Origin of the sequence: Komarekiella delphini-convector SJRDD-AB1, assembly GCF_014831675.1 — a bacterium.
In the GTDB taxonomy this organism is placed as follows: domain Bacteria; phylum Cyanobacteriota; class Cyanobacteriia; order Cyanobacteriales; family Nostocaceae; genus Komarekiella.
On the sequence record NZ_VJXY01000011.1, the window covers coordinates 162847 to 176435 of the forward strand.

Consider the following 13589-nt stretch of genomic DNA (forward strand, 5'->3'; position numbering starts at 1 on the left):
CAACTTTAGCGTAACAGGGTGGACACGCAGCATCGACTTGTGTACACGGTAGATTCTACTTTTGGGGCCAGCGCCAATTGTAGCGATTCCATTCGTAGATTCCTTGAATTTCGTACTCAGCACCGTTGTAGAAGCGGACGACGCAATTAGTAGAGGAATCACTACCATTGCTAATTTCCTCAACTTGAATCACCATACAGGGAAACCACTCACGTTTACAGGGGCCATCCTCTTGTACCCATTCCCATAGCGCATTTGAAACTTCAATGCGATCGCCTAGTCTTAGCTTCAATGCATCCTCAAAATAAGAATACTTATCAAAATGGTATGACTCAACACGATTCAACCACTGCAAACCATAGCGTTGGCGGATAAATTGTACTGTTCCAGAGTCATTTTCTAGTAACCAGTCGTTAAGTAATTGCACTTTCCAGGTGCGGTTGCGTAGTTCTTCGTCCTTAACAAACTGTAAAAATACTTCTAATTCCTCTGGGTTAAGTTCGTCTAAGGGATTAGCAATATTTGACGCCCCAGAGTTAGAATTTCCCTGAATTTGCTCGACTACTTGCAGTAATATCTGTTTCTGCGTATCAGTGAGAGGACAGCCTACAGCATCACAACTATTAAAGGCTGCTTGCAAGACTGTTTCAACCTCATCTGGAGTCATAAGTTAATCACAATTGAGGGTTTTCCCTAATTATTACAAAGGTTAAATTAAAGTCTCCAATCTTCTGGTAGTGAAATTCAGGTAAGCTGGGGTTAAAAACAGTCCCGATCGCGATGCGCTGGTGATACAGACCATTGGATAGCGCCGATTTGCTGTTTCTGCGTCTGCACCAGAGCGTCAAAAGCCGACCCTTAGACTTCTCACCCTCGTGCTGAGTTGGTTTAGTTACTTTTAATTGCCACCATTTTGAGATATGGAAAAGAAAAACAGCATAGTATTCTTATTGAATTCCCTAGTTTTGGCTAGATCGAACTACTCACAACTCAGGAAACAGTGCTCAGGACTAATAAAAGTCGTCTTTATTTCCTGCCTGATCACCTTTTTATCGTGGGTGATTACTCCCCCAGCCCAAGCGCTGACACAGATTAAACTATCTGATATTTCTTATAAAGAATGCCCACCAGAACTGGCACAAGGAGCAGTTATTAGTAGCGGTTCTGCGTCTGCCAATTGCTTTATTGTCATTGGCAAAGCGGAAAATGGCACTAATAAAACAGTTTACGACGCAGACATTTTTGGACGCATCTATGATGCCAACAATGACTCGGTAATGCAAAACCGTACTCGCCTGGGTTCTATTGCCGAAGTGCCACCAGGTATTAGCGATTTTGAATTGAGAATTTCTGTGCCTGCGAATCAACCGTTACCTTTAAAGCTGAAGCAGTTTAAAGCAGCTGGGTTTAGCGGACAAGTCCGGCGTTAATAAACAAAATAGATGAGTCTGGACTTAACTAGCCCAGACTTAAGAATGTTTTACTTGAATTGCAGTAAACTGCAAATTCTGTGTTATTTACACAGCTTGCAAACCGCCACCTACTATTTGAAGCAGTATAATAGCTAACATCGGTGAAAAATCCATGCCGCCTAATGGAGGAATAATTGAGCGGAATAGATTTAGATAGGGATCGGTTATCTGGCTCAAAGTGGTAAATGGTTGGTTGTACCAGTTGATGGTGGGGAACCAGGTCAATAAAACCCGAATAATTAGTAGAACAGTATAAATCTGGATGAAAGTCGCCAGAGTGTTGACCAGTAATTGCAATTCCATAGATAGCTTGGTTTCCTGCTAAGTGTAAAAAGCGGTCTTGTTATTGATTTTAATTTAGCCCATGTCATAGTGTATGCAGATTACGCATTTACCACACTTGACACTTTCACCATGCCTAAACAAACTTTAAGAGTCTTTAGTGACGGAGCGATCGCTAATTGCCTGTGGTGAACCACCATTCACATTCCCCAGTTGCTTTCGCACTTCATCAATTGTGGAATTAAGCTGAGCAATTTTATCTTCTAGCGATCGCCGCGCCGTTTCCATTGCCATACCCTCACTTTCTGCGGCTCTCATCTGACGCCGTTTCGCTGATATTTTCTTCGCTTCGACTTGGCTATCTGTAAGTTCTGTGTCCTCCTCACCTGTCAATTCCAGATCGCGTCGAGAAGCAATCAGTGCCCCAATGACGCCACCAAATACACCACCGACAAATGCACCTGCTACAAAACCACTAGTAAAACCATCTCGCTGACTCATATCTTTACCGCCTTCAACAAACTTTGCAACTTTTACATATAGTTAAGCTATTTTTCTGCCTTAGCTGCATACTAGCTTAAGTCCCAAAGATGCGATCGCCTGCATCTCCCAATCCCGGTACAATATATCCTTTGCTGTTGAGTTTTTCGTCGATAGCAGCCGTATAAATAATTAAACCTGGATAAGCAGCACTGAGTTTTTGCAAAGCTGGCGGAGCCGCCACCACGCAAACAATTCGTGTTAAAGCTGGGTCAATACCTCGTTGTGTCAATTCTGTCATTGCAGTCATTATCGACCCTCCTGTCGCCAACATCGGATCGGTAATTAACACCCGTGTTTGAGGATCAAATTTTTCTGGCAATTTATTCAAGTAACATGAGGGTTCCAGCGTCTCTTCGTCTCGCACCAAACCAAGATGGTAAATCGATGCTAAAGGCAATAAAGTCTGCGCTCCCTCTAATAATCCTAGCCCAGCCCGCAAAATCGGCACTACTACCATAGGTATCTGTGGGTCAATCAAAGTTGCTGGACAGGAATCCAATGGACTCTGCACCATTGTTTCTTGCGTTGGCAACCAATCTCGCGCAGCTTCATAAGTCAGCCATCTTCCCAACTCAGTCATAGCACTGCGGAATAATACTGAAGGTGTCGCAGCATCACGAGCGACTGCCAGCCAGTGCTTTATCAGCGGATGGGGTGGAACATAAACACGCAGTTGTAGCGTCATAGCCAGAACTAGGCGACTTTTTATTGTACAAGAACTGAAACATCATAATACTCTTTCCTGCCACCGACTGACAGCTAAAATCAACACTCCAAAAATTATTGATAAACTTTTTCATTAGCAGTTGACATCTATTCTCAATCAAGGCTATATTGTTATACAGTGTTCTCCTCTCTTTAAGGATCGGCAGACGGGATTGGCCAGCGGTAGCAGGCTTGTCCCTCTTTTTTTTGCCAGGAGTCAAGGGTCAAAATAGGTTACTCTGAACTGTGAACTTTGCAAAGTTGACATGCAAGATATTGACGTAATTGTGATTGGGTCTGGCATTGGCGGATTAGTGACAGCAACACAGCTAGCAGCAAAGGGTGCTAAAGTGCTGGTACTTGAACGTTATCTGATCCCCGGTGGCAGTGCTGGTTATTTTGAACGCCAAGGTTATCGATTTGATGTTGGAGCATCGATGATTTTTGGGCTAGGACACAACGGCACTACTAACTTACTCACCCGCGCTTTGGACGCTGTGAATGTTAGCCAGCAAACAATCGTCGATCCTGTGCAGATTCACTATCATCTACCCCAAGGTCTAGATTTGAAAGTTGACCGGGTTTATGAAAAGTTTTTGCAAAATCTTGCTGCTTATTTTCGTCATGAAGAACCGGGGATTCGTCGCTTTTATGACGAATGCTGGAAGGTTTTTAATTGCCTTAACAGTATGGATTTACTGTCGCTGGAAGAACCTCGGTATCTAATGCGGGTATTTTTCCAGCATCCTTTGGCGTGTCTTGGTTTAGCCAAGTATTTGCCCCAAAACGTTGGCGATGTGGCACAGCGCTACATCAAAGACCCCCAATTATTGAAATTTATCGATATGGAATGTTATTGCTGGTCGGTGGTTCCAGCTAACATGACACCAATGATTAATGCTGGAATGGTCTTCTCTGACAGGCATTACGGCGGAGTTAACTACCCCAAAGGCGGGGTGGGACAAATTGCCCAAAAACTAGTTGAGGGTTTAGAGAAGGTTGGGGGTAAGATTCAGTACCAAGCCAGGGTTACAAAAATTCTCACAGAGCAAGGAAAAGCCGTGGGTGTGCAACTGGCTAATGGTAAAGTATATCGGGGTAAACGCATAGTTTCTAATGCTACACGGTGGGATACTTTTGAACAATTACTACCAGCAGAGGAAATACCATATAATGAGAAAAAGTGGCAACAAAATTATCAAAAGTCACCGAGCTTTTTGAGTTTGCACATAGGGGTGAAGGCGGAAGTATTACCTAGGGGGACAGAGTGCCATCATATTTTGCTAGAAGATTGGGAGAAGATGGCAGCAGTGGAAGGCACAATTTTTGTTTCGATTCCCACATTGCTTGACCCAGATTTAGCACCAGCCGGATATCACATAATTCATGCCTTCACGCCTCACTGGATAGATGATTGGCAAGGACTTTCTCTGGGTGAGTACGAGGCGAAGAAAGAAGAGGCAGCTTGGCGAATTATTGACCGATTAGAAAAGATTTTTCCCGGTTTAGATGCTGGATTAGATTATCTGGAGGTGGGAACACCGCGAACCCATCGCCGCTTTTTGGGCCGTGAAGATGGCACTTATGGCCCAATCCCCCGGCGTAAGTTGCGGGGGTTGTTGGGGATGCCGTTTAATCGCACCGCTGTTCCAGGGCTTTATTGTGTGGGGGACAGTACCTTCCCAGGTCAGGGATTGAATGCGGTAGCTTTTTCTGGGTTTGCCTGTGCTCATCGCATTGCCGTGGATTTGGGATTGTGATATTTACCCAAATTAGTTGAATATTTATAATAGTTCTGACAATAACTTGCAAGCAATGGCTTTTTCGCCTTAGTACATAATTCCGAAAAATTTTAGGATTGTGCTTTAATGGTGAGCGCCTTTTGTTTTTTTATAAATCCTCCTCACACAGCAAGTTACTACTGATGCGACTTACACCCAAAGCAAATATTGTGAAAGTAAGCTGGCTCCTACCCAGCTTTTTAAGTGTGTTCTTACTTGGGTCTAACGTCCAAGCTGTTGCAAAGTTTCAAGAAATTAGCTCGGTTCAACCTAGTACTACCCCAGCAGTTGATGATAAAAGTTTATTTGCTGATGTGGTTCCCTTACATTCACCAATGAAAGTGCTAGAGCCTCAGATTAAAGCTTTAATGGCTCGCTACAGTTTTCTGAAAACAGGCATGTTTTTCCTGGATTTGGATACTGGGAATTATCTCGATGTTGGAGGCGCTCGCGTTTTCCCTGCTGCTAGTACAATCAAGCTACCAATTCTCATTGCTTTTTTTCAAGATTTAGACGCTGGTAAAGTCACCCTGAACGAAATGCTGACCATGCGGCGCGACTTAGTGACCAATGGTTCTGGGACAATGCAGTATGAGCGAGTCGGTAAGAAGTACACAGCTTTGGAAACCGTCACCAAGATGGTTACTATCAGTGATAATACCGCCACCAACATGATTATTGATCGCTTGGGTGGAGCGGCACGACTCAATCAGCGTTTCCGTAGTTGGGGACTGAAAGACACAGTAATTCGGCATCTTTTGGCTGATTTGCGGGGAACTAATACTACAAGTTCTCAAGATATGGCACGGGTGCTGGCTTTGTTAGTCAATAACAAGCTAGTTTCCTCGCAGAGCCAAGAACAGGTCTTAGATATTCTGTATCGCACCGTCACCAATACACTGCTTCCCGCAGGTTTGGGAAAAGGTGCAGTCATCGCCAACAAAACCGGAGACATCGGCTTTCTCATTGGCGACGCTGGATTTATTACTATGCCTAATGGCAAGCGTTATTTAGCGGCTATCTTTGTCAGACGTCCATATAAGGACACTAGAGGAAGAGACTTTATTCGTCAAGTTTCCCATCTAGTCTACAATTACCTGAATCAGCCAAATCCAGTCGCTACGGTTGATTCCCCCAACAGTGCTACGAGGTAAAATGCTTTAAGACAATAATTTGAAAAGTTATGTTCGCCTAAAGTTTGGATTTGGAGGAAGCCGACGCACTCTACGGGTTCTTGCTACATACTTTTCGTAGTGTCTTGGTGAATCAGCGCTGTAGGCGGGTTTCCCGCCGTAGGCGACTGATGAACCCGGAGGGTGGTTAAAACAACTGACTTTTCAATCACTAAGGCACTAAGACACTAAGGTGAAAAGGCTAGTGATTAAACCTAGCTCCTCGTCGTTGTAAATCTTGACGTTGCAACTTTGTTAATCCGATTCCTGCTCCAAATTCGCACTCATCTACTAGCGTATCTAACCAAATAGTCTCATTCAGAGTTGCACACCTTAAATCTGCATTTCTTAAGTTAGCTCTTGTAAAATTGACAAATAAAAGGTCTGCATTAACTAAACTGCTGCCTTGCAGATTAGCTTCTGATAAATTCCCCTTGATGAAATGTACCCCATCTAAAATTAAACCAGATAAATCTGCTCCTATCAGATTAGGAAATTTTAAGTTATTTGGATATTGTAAAAACCGGATTGTACAAATTATATTTGCTTCATTTAGGCGTATTTTAGTTAAGAATTCATAACGAGCTATACCCAGTTCTCTAAGAATGTGCAGACGTTGGGGAGGACTGTGTTGTAAAAACTGGATAGCAGCATGGCGCAAGTCTTGAGTAGATAGATTTAGCATGATTATTAAATCCTAATACTTTTGCCATTTCAAATTTTAAACGCCGATGTACGCAAATGAACACAAAATGTTTAGGCGGATCTCGGCGGTTACGATTTTGAATGATGAACTACTTATCCTAGCGTCCTGACAACAATACTTTCGTAGCAGATTCTCCTGCTAATTTTATCTGCCTTGTTAATTGGAAGTTTAATAATACTAAAATGCTAAAATCAGCGAGAAATGCTATAAAAATTGTAGTTGTCTCAGCGTATTCTATAGCTGCCTAAGGAAAAGTTGAAAATATCCATAGATTAGGATTTTTCCACGAAGAGACGCCGAGAAACTCTAGAATTATCGGTGGTAGAAATATTGCTGTGCCTATAGTACTAATTACCCAGAAAGAACGCTTGGGAGTTTTCAGCAAAAGTATTAATTGTGCGAGGGTAGCATAAATCATCATTAAACTGATAGATAAAGCCACAGCTAAAAGCGCTTTCATCTTGTCAAGAATGGGAACACCAAACATAGATGCAGACGTTAGTGAAATCCAAATTAGCCAGTGGATAGTGGCAATTATAAGGTTAATTGCGATCGCCATTAATATAAATCTCACCCGTAGTTGGTTCCTCAGCAGTTGCCAACATTCAAATGAGAGTCGTTTTACCCGCGCTATTCGGGCCAATCAGTCCATATACTTCACCCGCCTGAATCTCTAAATCAAGGTCATTGACAGCAATGTGCCGATCAAATTGCTTAGTTAGTCCACGGGTGCAAATTGCTAATTCTTTTACCATCGCTGCTGGAGTGCGGCTTGTGATTAACAGTTAACCTAACCTCTTTCTACAGCTTTTGTCAGTGTCGTTTCGGAAATCGAAACTGGTTATATGTGAAAGTCTGAAATGCAGTAACCAATTAGCAGTGATTATAATAGTTAGTTCTTTATACAGATTTTTCTCTATTTAATCTAGTTTTTACAACACAACCAAAATTGTTTGCAACACAACCATTGAAAGAGTGAATTCATCTAACAACTTATGATGATAAAACCTCTGTCTAAGGAAAGATTTGGCTGAGAAGCCAGATGAAGTAAAAATAGTAAGCTAAATCTCGTACAGATTGTATTCTATGAAACTAAATTATTTTACGAAAAGGCTTTCGACTGTAGGACGCTGGATAGCTACAACTCTATTTTGTGTATCAGCGATCGCTTTCGTTTGGCAGGGTGCGTTTTTCTCAAACACCTCAGCTATGGCTGAGCCTGCTGCAAGCTTGATCGCATCAGCAGATGCAGGTGATCAGGTTAAGGGAAAAGCCAGCGAAGATGCTGGACGAGCCAAGAACTTTATCCGAGATACCGCCGATAAAGTTGAGAGCACTGCCAAGAAAAATGCCGCTAAAGTTGATCAAGCAACGGACAATGGTAGTTTTGTTGAGCGCAAAGCCAAGAAAGATGCAGCTCGAATTGAGAAAAGAGCAGAGGAAGATGCAGCTCGCACACAGAAAGCAGTAGACAACACAAAGAACGCTGTTGAACGCACTGTTGATAGCATCAAGGATGCTTTCAGCAACTAGACAGAGCTAGCTTTGACTTGTGGCTGGTGACTCTTAAGAGAGGGTAAAGGTTAAAGGGTAAAACGCAAAGTCTGAGCGGAGCGCAAAGTCTGAGCGGAGGAAACCTCCGCTCAGACTTTGTAAGAGAGGGTAAAGAGATGGTTTTTCCCTTTTCCCATTAACCCTTTCCCATGCCTCATGCACAATACTGCTTGTGGGATAAAAATTCCCCAACTTTCAATAAATTAAAAACTCCACAGGTACATTTTGCTCGGTATGATATTTGATCTGCAAGCATTTACCGAGTAAAAACTAGCTATGACCCAGAACTACCGCATTACCTTACTCTCCGGCGATGGCATTGGCCCTGAAATTATGGCAGTAGCGGTAGACGTACTGAAAGTCGTAGGGAAGCAATTTGATATTGAGTTTGAATTCCAAGAAGCGCTGATTGGCGGTGCAGCGATAGACGCTACAGGCGAACCTCTGCCATCTACCACCCTAGATACCTGCCGCAATAGTAATGCTGTATTACTCGCTGCTATTGGTGGTTATAAGTGGGATTCTCTACCATCTCATTTACGCCCAGAAGCAGGTTTATTGGGACTTCGCGCCGGATTGGGACTATTTGCCAATTTGCGCCCAGCAAAAATTTTGCCTCAGCTAATTGATGCCTCAACTTTGAAACGCGAAGTTGTGGAAGGTGTAGATATTATGGTAGTGCGCGAACTCACTGGTGGAATATACTTTGGGAAACCCAAGGGGATTTTTGCCACGGAAACTGGTGAGAAGCGTGGTGTGAACACAATGGTTTACACAGAATCGGAAATTGAACGCATTGGACGGGTGGCATTTGAAGCGGCGCGAAAACGTGGTGGAAAGCTCTGTTCGGTGGATAAAGCGAATGTATTAGAAGTATCTCAGTTGTGGCGCGATCGCATCACCCAACTTTCTCAAGAATATCCAGATATCGAACTTTCTCATTTATACGTCGATAATGCTGCTATGCAACTAGTACGCGCTCCTAAGCAGTTCGATACTATCGTTACAGGAAATTTGTTTGGCGATATTCTTTCTGATGCTGCTGCCATGCTCACAGGTAGCATCGGGATGTTACCCTCTGCTAGTTTAGGTGCTTCTGGGCCTGGCGTCTTTGAACCAGTCCACGGTTCTGCCCCAGATATTGCAGGACAAGATAAAGCAAATCCCCTAGCACAGGTTTTGAGTGCGGCGATGATGTTGCGCTACGGTTTAGACCAGCCAAAAGCCGCAGATCACATTGAACAAGCCGTATTCCAAGTTTTAGAACAAGGCGATCGCACAGGGGATATAATCTCTCCAGGAAAAAATCTTTTAGGTTGCCGCGCTATGGGCAATGCACTGATTAAGGCTCTTGAGGAAAAATAATTTTTAGTCTTAACCAGGCGATTTGGCAACCTTGGCTAGAAGTTTCGGGTAGACTATAGGGAAATCTAGCAATCATATAGCAGTCGATAGTGTACGCATTACGACAAGGACAAACAAATTTTACTGCCCCTAAGAATCAGCCTCCTTTGATTGATCCCGCCGTAATCAGAGCCGCTGGGCAAATCTACTACACCCACTGCGAGGTTCATCCCGAAATAGCTGGGCAACCTTCAGGTGTAGCAATTAATCGTGTAACTCATCGAGGTAAGGTAATTTTTACTAACCAACCAGTCCTCTTACCTCAAGAATGCTTTGTGCCATTGAATCAAATAGAGTCGCACATGTATTAGTCAACAGTCAACAGTCAACAGTCAACAGTCATCAGTCATCAGTCATCAGTCAAAATTTATTAACCCTCGACAAAGGGCAAAAAATCAAGGACAAATGACAAAGCGCAAAGTCTGATCTAAGGAAGCCTTAGCTCAAACGCCAGTGACGCTCCTGGGTCGCTACCGCTACGCTAATGCACAAGTCGGGGAACCCGCCCAAGCAACTGGCTCAACTTTGTAACAGAAGACAAATGACAAAGGACAAATGACTACATGAACATTTTGATGGTCGTCTCGGCGAGTGTCATTGTTTTTACATTAGGTGCATCTATTGGTAGCTTTATCAATGTTGTTGTTTATCGGCTGCCTGCTAGGTTGTCGATTCTTTGGCCTCCTTCTCGCTGTCCCCATTGTTTAAACCAGCTAAAAGCCTACGATAATGTTCCAGTGCTGGGATGGGTATGGTTAAAAGGGCGATGTCGATATTGCAAAAGCAAGATTTCTGTCCGTTATCCAGTGGTAGAAGCGATAACTGGCATAGTATTTTTACTTATATTTTTTATATTTAAAGTTTCAATTTTAACCATAAGCTATTGGGCTTTTTGTAGTTGGTTATTGGCATTATCGCTCATAGACTTAGATACGATGACCTTACCCAATGCACTTACTCAGTCTGGTTTGGTAGTAGGGATTATATTTCAAATGGTGGTTGGTTTTTTACCAGAGGCTAGCCCGGAGGCATTGGTAAACCACCTGATGAAGGCAATAGTTGGTGCGGTATTGGGGTTATGGCTGTTTGATGCGATCGCAATAATTGGTTCAATTGCCTTTGGTAAAGTGGCGATGGGTGCAGGTGACGCCAAATTAGCAGCTATGATGGGAGCTTGGTTAGGATGGAAGTATTTGCTCCTAGCTAGTTTTATTGCCTGTGCGCTGGGAGCGTTAGTGGGTAGTGGTGCAATGATGCGATCGCGACAGTTAGGACAAAAGATGCCTTTTGGGCCTTTTCTGGCTTTAGGATCTGTAATTACTCTATTTGGCGGCGAAGCTATTTTATCTAGCTATCTGAGGTTATTTTTTCCAGCATCGTGAGTACTGGGGGAATTTCTCAAAAAGTTGAAATGGGTTGAAATTCGCTGAGCGAACAGAGCAGTTCTTGAGCAGGGAGGCTGGGGAAGCAAATACAAGAATAAGAGATAGCAAACGCTTATACTCTATATCCAGTAAGAATTTGAGCTATTTGGTCAGACTTAAAATAATTCTCTTTTCTCCCCCAGTTCCCCCAGCTTCCCCAGCCCTCCTTTTTGGTGAAAAACCTAATCCCCATTCCTCATCACTTATTATCTGCTCATGATTGTAACTTGCATTACCCCATCTGCCCTTCAGATTTTGGTAATATCAGGCTGTGACTTGTATTACCCTCTTAACGACGATTACCCGTTGGCAAGCACAGCTAATGCAACAGATGCTCATTGCTCATGATTTAGCAACACGAATGATCAATTTGGGTGCAAAGGGTACAGCATCCTATTTGGAGGTTGGTATTCTCATGGTGTCAGTACGTTCACATAATAAGTCCTCTAAAAGACGAGCAAGAGACTTGTATTGGCATGAGTATTTTCGTTAAGCTGGCAACCAAAGATGCAAAATAATGTCTGAATTGCTTACAAACGTAATTTGACGATGTAGTCAAGACAAATGAGTGAGACGCACTCAAAAAGCGCGTCTTTACAAGAGTCAAGAGTCCAATTTAATTGGACTTTAGGCTTTTTACCTTAGACTCCTCATAGCGGCTTGACCTATTTTCTACCACATATCCCTTGAATAAAATAAAAATGGCGAACAACGAAGAATCACGCGGTTTAAAGTCTCTATTTGATTGGTTTGCAAATCGACGTAAATCAGGCTCTACCAGCCTCGAACGCCAAGAACGTGAAATTGCTGATGGGCTATGGCATAAATGTTCTAAATGCGGTGTATTAACATATACAAAAGACCTAAGAGCAAATCAAATGGTTTGCGTAGAATGTGGTCATCATAATCGAGTTGACAGCGATGAACGCATCCGTCAATTGATTGACCACAATACCTGGAGAGCGATGGATGAGCATTTACGTCCAACCGATCCGCTGCAATTTCGCGATCGCAAACTATACAGCGATCGCCTACGGGAAACCCAAGATAAAATTGGTTTATTAGACGCTGTTAAAACAGGTTTGGGTCAAATCAATGGCTTGCCCATTGCTCTTGGGGTAATGGACTTCCGCTTTATGGGTGGTAGCATGGGTTCGGTTGTGGGGGAAAAACTCACCCGTCTAATTGAGCAAGCCACTCAACGGCGTTATCCTGTTGTGATTATTTGCACCTCCGGTGGTGCTAGGATGCAGGAAGGAATGCTTTCTTTGATGCAGATGGCGAAAATCTCCGCAGCCTTACAACGCCATCAAGATGCTCGACTATTGTACATACCCGTTTTGACAAACCCCACCACAGGCGGCGTTACCGCTAGTTTTGCGATGTTGGGCGATCTCATCCTCGCAGAACCAAAAGCAACCATTGGTTTTGCCGGTCGGCGAGTGATTGAGCAAACCTTGCGGGAAAAACTGCCCGATGATTTTCAGACAGCAGAAGATTTGCTTAAACACGGTTTTGTTGATGATATCGTACCCCGTACCCAGTTAAAGAATACATTAGCGCAACTGATTTCCTTGCACCAGCCTGCACCAACCCCACCGCATATGGTGTTGTGGGAAACAATGTCTTTAAGTTCTAGCGCCGCAGAATAGAGCAGGGGGAGCAGGGGGAGAGTAGGGAGAAAATTCTACTTTGTGCCCTCATCCTCTTGGCTCCCCCTCATCTTGTCGGCTCTTGAACAAACATAAGTGGGATAAGCGCTGCTAGTCGAAATAGACTAGAGAGGATGAACAACCCTAGTAAGCCTCCAAATTCAGCAAATTGGACGATAAAGCTACCTATGGTTGTGCCCAAAGCACCACTTGCTCCAGCAACGGCAGCTGCGATCGCAAAATAGATAGACTGATTTTTAATTGGTGCAATCCCCAGTTGTATATTATTACTAGACAAGTCAATTGCTGCGCCAGTACCTCCACTCAAAATGTGTAATAGTGGCAACCATAGCCAGAGGTCAAGGCTAGTAACACCAATCCCCAGCCACAGCAATGGTGTAACTGCAACCAAAATACCAACAAAAATAAGGATAGGACGATTACCTATCTTGTCTGCTAGTTTGCCCCACAGGATGAGCATTAGTAGATTCGCCCCCGCCTGAAGGCTACTATAAATAGTCACCCAACTCACATCAATATCCAGCGTCTCCAGCATGTAAAAATTAAAAAAAGGAGCGCTGAGATTAATAGCAAGCATCCATAAGCCGAAATAAAGCAGGAAGATTAAAAAGTTAGTGTTTTGCCCGATGCTGCTAATTAACTGCTTTTGGGAAGTAGGCAGCTGTGGCAAACAGATTGATTCATGTATCTCATAAGATTTATTCTTTGCAACGTCTAACTGGATCTCACTTTGAGATAACTTAGCAAACCTGAGTTCGGGTTAAAGATAAGAAGGCAAGAGCCACTCCAGTTGAAGACTAGGTTTCTTAGGTTGATGACAATAAGCGATTAATCCGCATAAAACGTTAACACAAAAATTAACGGGGCTGCGAT

General features: G+C 43.3%; 15 protein-coding genes and 3 pseudogenes. 9 read left to right on the forward strand and 9 right to left on the reverse strand.

Annotated elements, in window-relative coordinates; translation table 11 throughout:
- Positions 1 to 55 precede the first annotated feature (55 nt).
- Positions 56 to 667, reverse strand: coding sequence for a hypothetical protein (locus FNW02_RS12710; RefSeq protein ID WP_191757898.1), 612 nt, complete (start codon positions 665 to 667; stop codon positions 56 to 58).
- Between the two features lie 253 nt (positions 668 to 920).
- On the opposite strand from FNW02_RS12710, the gene FNW02_RS12715 reads away from it, so the two are divergent.
- The gene (locus FNW02_RS12715) at positions 921 to 1430 is read left to right on the forward strand and encodes a biotin carboxylase (protein ID WP_225225609.1); all 510 of its coding nucleotides are present in this window, start codon (positions 921 to 923) and stop codon (positions 1428 to 1430) included.
- 87 nt (positions 1431 to 1517) lie between these two features.
- Here FNW02_RS12715 and FNW02_RS12720 read toward each other — a convergent pair whose 3' ends face one another.
- The 3 genes from FNW02_RS12720 to upp all read right to left on the reverse strand — a co-directional run bounded on the left by FNW02_RS12720 (position 1518) and on the right by upp (position 2982).
- Entirely contained in the window at positions 1518 to 1769 is a 252-nt protein-coding gene (locus tag FNW02_RS12720; RefSeq protein WP_191757922.1) for a YggT family protein, read from the reverse strand.
- Positions 1770 to 1901: 132 nt separating this feature from the next.
- Positions 1902 to 2255, reverse strand: coding sequence for a ssl2009 family thylakoid membrane protein (locus FNW02_RS12725; protein WP_191757899.1), 354 nt, complete (start codon positions 2253 to 2255; stop codon positions 1902 to 1904).
- Between the two features lie 76 nt (positions 2256 to 2331).
- Positions 2332 to 2982: a uracil phosphoribosyltransferase gene (upp, locus tag FNW02_RS12730; RefSeq protein WP_191757900.1), complete on the reverse strand. Its 651-nt coding sequence runs from the start codon at positions 2980 to 2982 to the stop codon at positions 2332 to 2334.
- Between the two features lie 286 nt (positions 2983 to 3268).
- On the opposite strand from upp, the gene crtH reads away from it, so the two are divergent.
- Together crtH and FNW02_RS12740 are read left to right on the forward strand one after the other, a co-directional pair.
- Positions 3269 to 4762 (forward strand): carotenoid isomerase, encoded by a 1494-nt coding sequence (gene crtH / locus FNW02_RS12735; RefSeq protein WP_191757901.1) that lies wholly within the window; start codon positions 3269 to 3271, stop codon positions 4760 to 4762.
- 164 nt (positions 4763 to 4926) lie between these two features.
- Positions 4927 to 5937: a serine hydrolase gene (locus tag FNW02_RS12740; RefSeq protein ID WP_191757902.1), complete on the forward strand. Its 1011-nt coding sequence runs from the start codon at positions 4927 to 4929 to the stop codon at positions 5935 to 5937.
- A gap of 220 nt (positions 5938 to 6157) precedes the next feature.
- Here the strand turns inward: FNW02_RS12740 and FNW02_RS12745 are convergent, their stop codons facing one another.
- The 3 genes and pseudogenes from FNW02_RS12745 to FNW02_RS12755 form a co-directional block, all read right to left on the reverse strand.
- A complete protein-coding gene (locus FNW02_RS12745) occupies positions 6158 to 6640 on the reverse strand; it encodes a pentapeptide repeat-containing protein (RefSeq protein WP_191757903.1) in 483 nt (160 codons plus the stop codon).
- A 265-nt stretch (positions 6641 to 6905) separates the two neighbouring features.
- The gene (locus FNW02_RS12750; protein ID WP_191757904.1) at positions 6906 to 7235 is read right to left on the reverse strand and encodes a hypothetical protein; all 330 of its coding nucleotides are present in this window, start codon (positions 7233 to 7235) and stop codon (positions 6906 to 6908) included.
- A gap of 34 nt (positions 7236 to 7269) precedes the next feature.
- Positions 7270 to 7416: pseudogene (locus FNW02_RS12755) on the reverse strand (ATP-binding cassette domain-containing protein); the annotation flags it as partial.
- Positions 7417 to 7747: 331 nt separating this feature from the next.
- Between FNW02_RS12755 and FNW02_RS12760 the strand changes: the two are divergent.
- The 6 genes from FNW02_RS12760 to accD all read left to right on the forward strand — a co-directional run bounded on the left by FNW02_RS12760 (position 7748) and on the right by accD (position 12695).
- Positions 7748 to 8194, forward strand: a complete 447-nt coding sequence (locus FNW02_RS12760) for a hypothetical protein (protein ID WP_191757905.1) — start codon at positions 7748 to 7750, stop codon at positions 8192 to 8194.
- Between the two features lie 297 nt (positions 8195 to 8491).
- A complete protein-coding gene (leuB, locus tag FNW02_RS12765; RefSeq protein ID WP_191757906.1) occupies positions 8492 to 9580 on the forward strand; it encodes a 3-isopropylmalate dehydrogenase in 1089 nt (362 codons plus the stop codon).
- A gap of 89 nt (positions 9581 to 9669) precedes the next feature.
- On the forward strand, positions 9670 to 9930 hold the full coding sequence (locus FNW02_RS12770) for a hypothetical protein (RefSeq protein ID WP_162396835.1): 261 nt from the start codon (positions 9670 to 9672) through the stop codon (positions 9928 to 9930).
- Positions 9931 to 10182: 252 nt separating this feature from the next.
- Positions 10183 to 11001, forward strand: coding sequence for a prepilin peptidase (locus FNW02_RS12775; protein WP_191757907.1), 819 nt, complete (start codon positions 10183 to 10185; stop codon positions 10999 to 11001).
- A 313-nt stretch (positions 11002 to 11314) separates the two neighbouring features.
- A complete protein-coding gene (locus FNW02_RS12780) occupies positions 11315 to 11536 on the forward strand; it encodes a hypothetical protein (RefSeq protein ID WP_191757908.1) in 222 nt (73 codons plus the stop codon).
- Between the two features lie 208 nt (positions 11537 to 11744).
- The gene (gene accD, locus FNW02_RS12785) at positions 11745 to 12695 is read left to right on the forward strand and encodes an acetyl-CoA carboxylase, carboxyltransferase subunit beta (protein ID WP_191757909.1); all 951 of its coding nucleotides are present in this window, start codon (positions 11745 to 11747) and stop codon (positions 12693 to 12695) included.
- A gap of 67 nt (positions 12696 to 12762) precedes the next feature.
- Here accD and FNW02_RS12790 read toward each other — a convergent pair.
- Positions 12763 to 13347: pseudogene (locus FNW02_RS12790) on the reverse strand (MFS transporter); the annotation flags it as partial.
- Positions 13348 to 13476: 129 nt separating this feature from the next.
- Positions 13477 to 13589: pseudogene (locus tag FNW02_RS40120) on the reverse strand (IS982 family transposase); the annotation flags it as partial.

Coding starts and splice junctions, on each gene's coding strand:
- leuB (WP_191757906.1), top strand. CDS start 8,492: ATGACCCAGAACTACCGCATTACCTTACTCTCCGGCGATGGCATTGGC.
- FNW02_RS12775 (WP_191757907.1), top strand. CDS start 10,183: ATGAACATTTTGATGGTCGTCTCGGCGAGTGTCATTGTTTTTACATTA.
- FNW02_RS12725 (WP_191757899.1), bottom strand. CDS start 2,255: ATGAGTCAGCGAGATGGTTTTACTAGTGGTTTTGTAGCAGGTGCATTT.
- FNW02_RS12760 (WP_191757905.1), top strand. CDS start 7,748: ATGAAACTAAATTATTTTACGAAAAGGCTTTCGACTGTAGGACGCTGG.
- FNW02_RS12745 (WP_191757903.1), bottom strand. CDS start 6,640: ATGCTAAATCTATCTACTCAAGACTTGCGCCATGCTGCTATCCAGTTT.
- FNW02_RS12710 (WP_191757898.1), bottom strand. CDS start 667: ATGACTCCAGATGAGGTTGAAACAGTCTTGCAAGCAGCCTTTAATAGT.
- upp (WP_191757900.1), bottom strand. CDS start 2,982: ATGACGCTACAACTGCGTGTTTATGTTCCACCCCATCCGCTGATAAAG.
- crtH (WP_191757901.1), top strand. CDS start 3,269: ATGCAAGATATTGACGTAATTGTGATTGGGTCTGGCATTGGCGGATTA.
- FNW02_RS12715 (WP_225225609.1), top strand. CDS start 921: ATGGAAAAGAAAAACAGCATAGTATTCTTATTGAATTCCCTAGTTTTG.
- accD (WP_191757909.1), top strand. CDS start 11,745: ATGGCGAACAACGAAGAATCACGCGGTTTAAAGTCTCTATTTGATTGG.
- FNW02_RS12740 (WP_191757902.1), top strand. CDS start 4,927: ATGCGACTTACACCCAAAGCAAATATTGTGAAAGTAAGCTGGCTCCTA.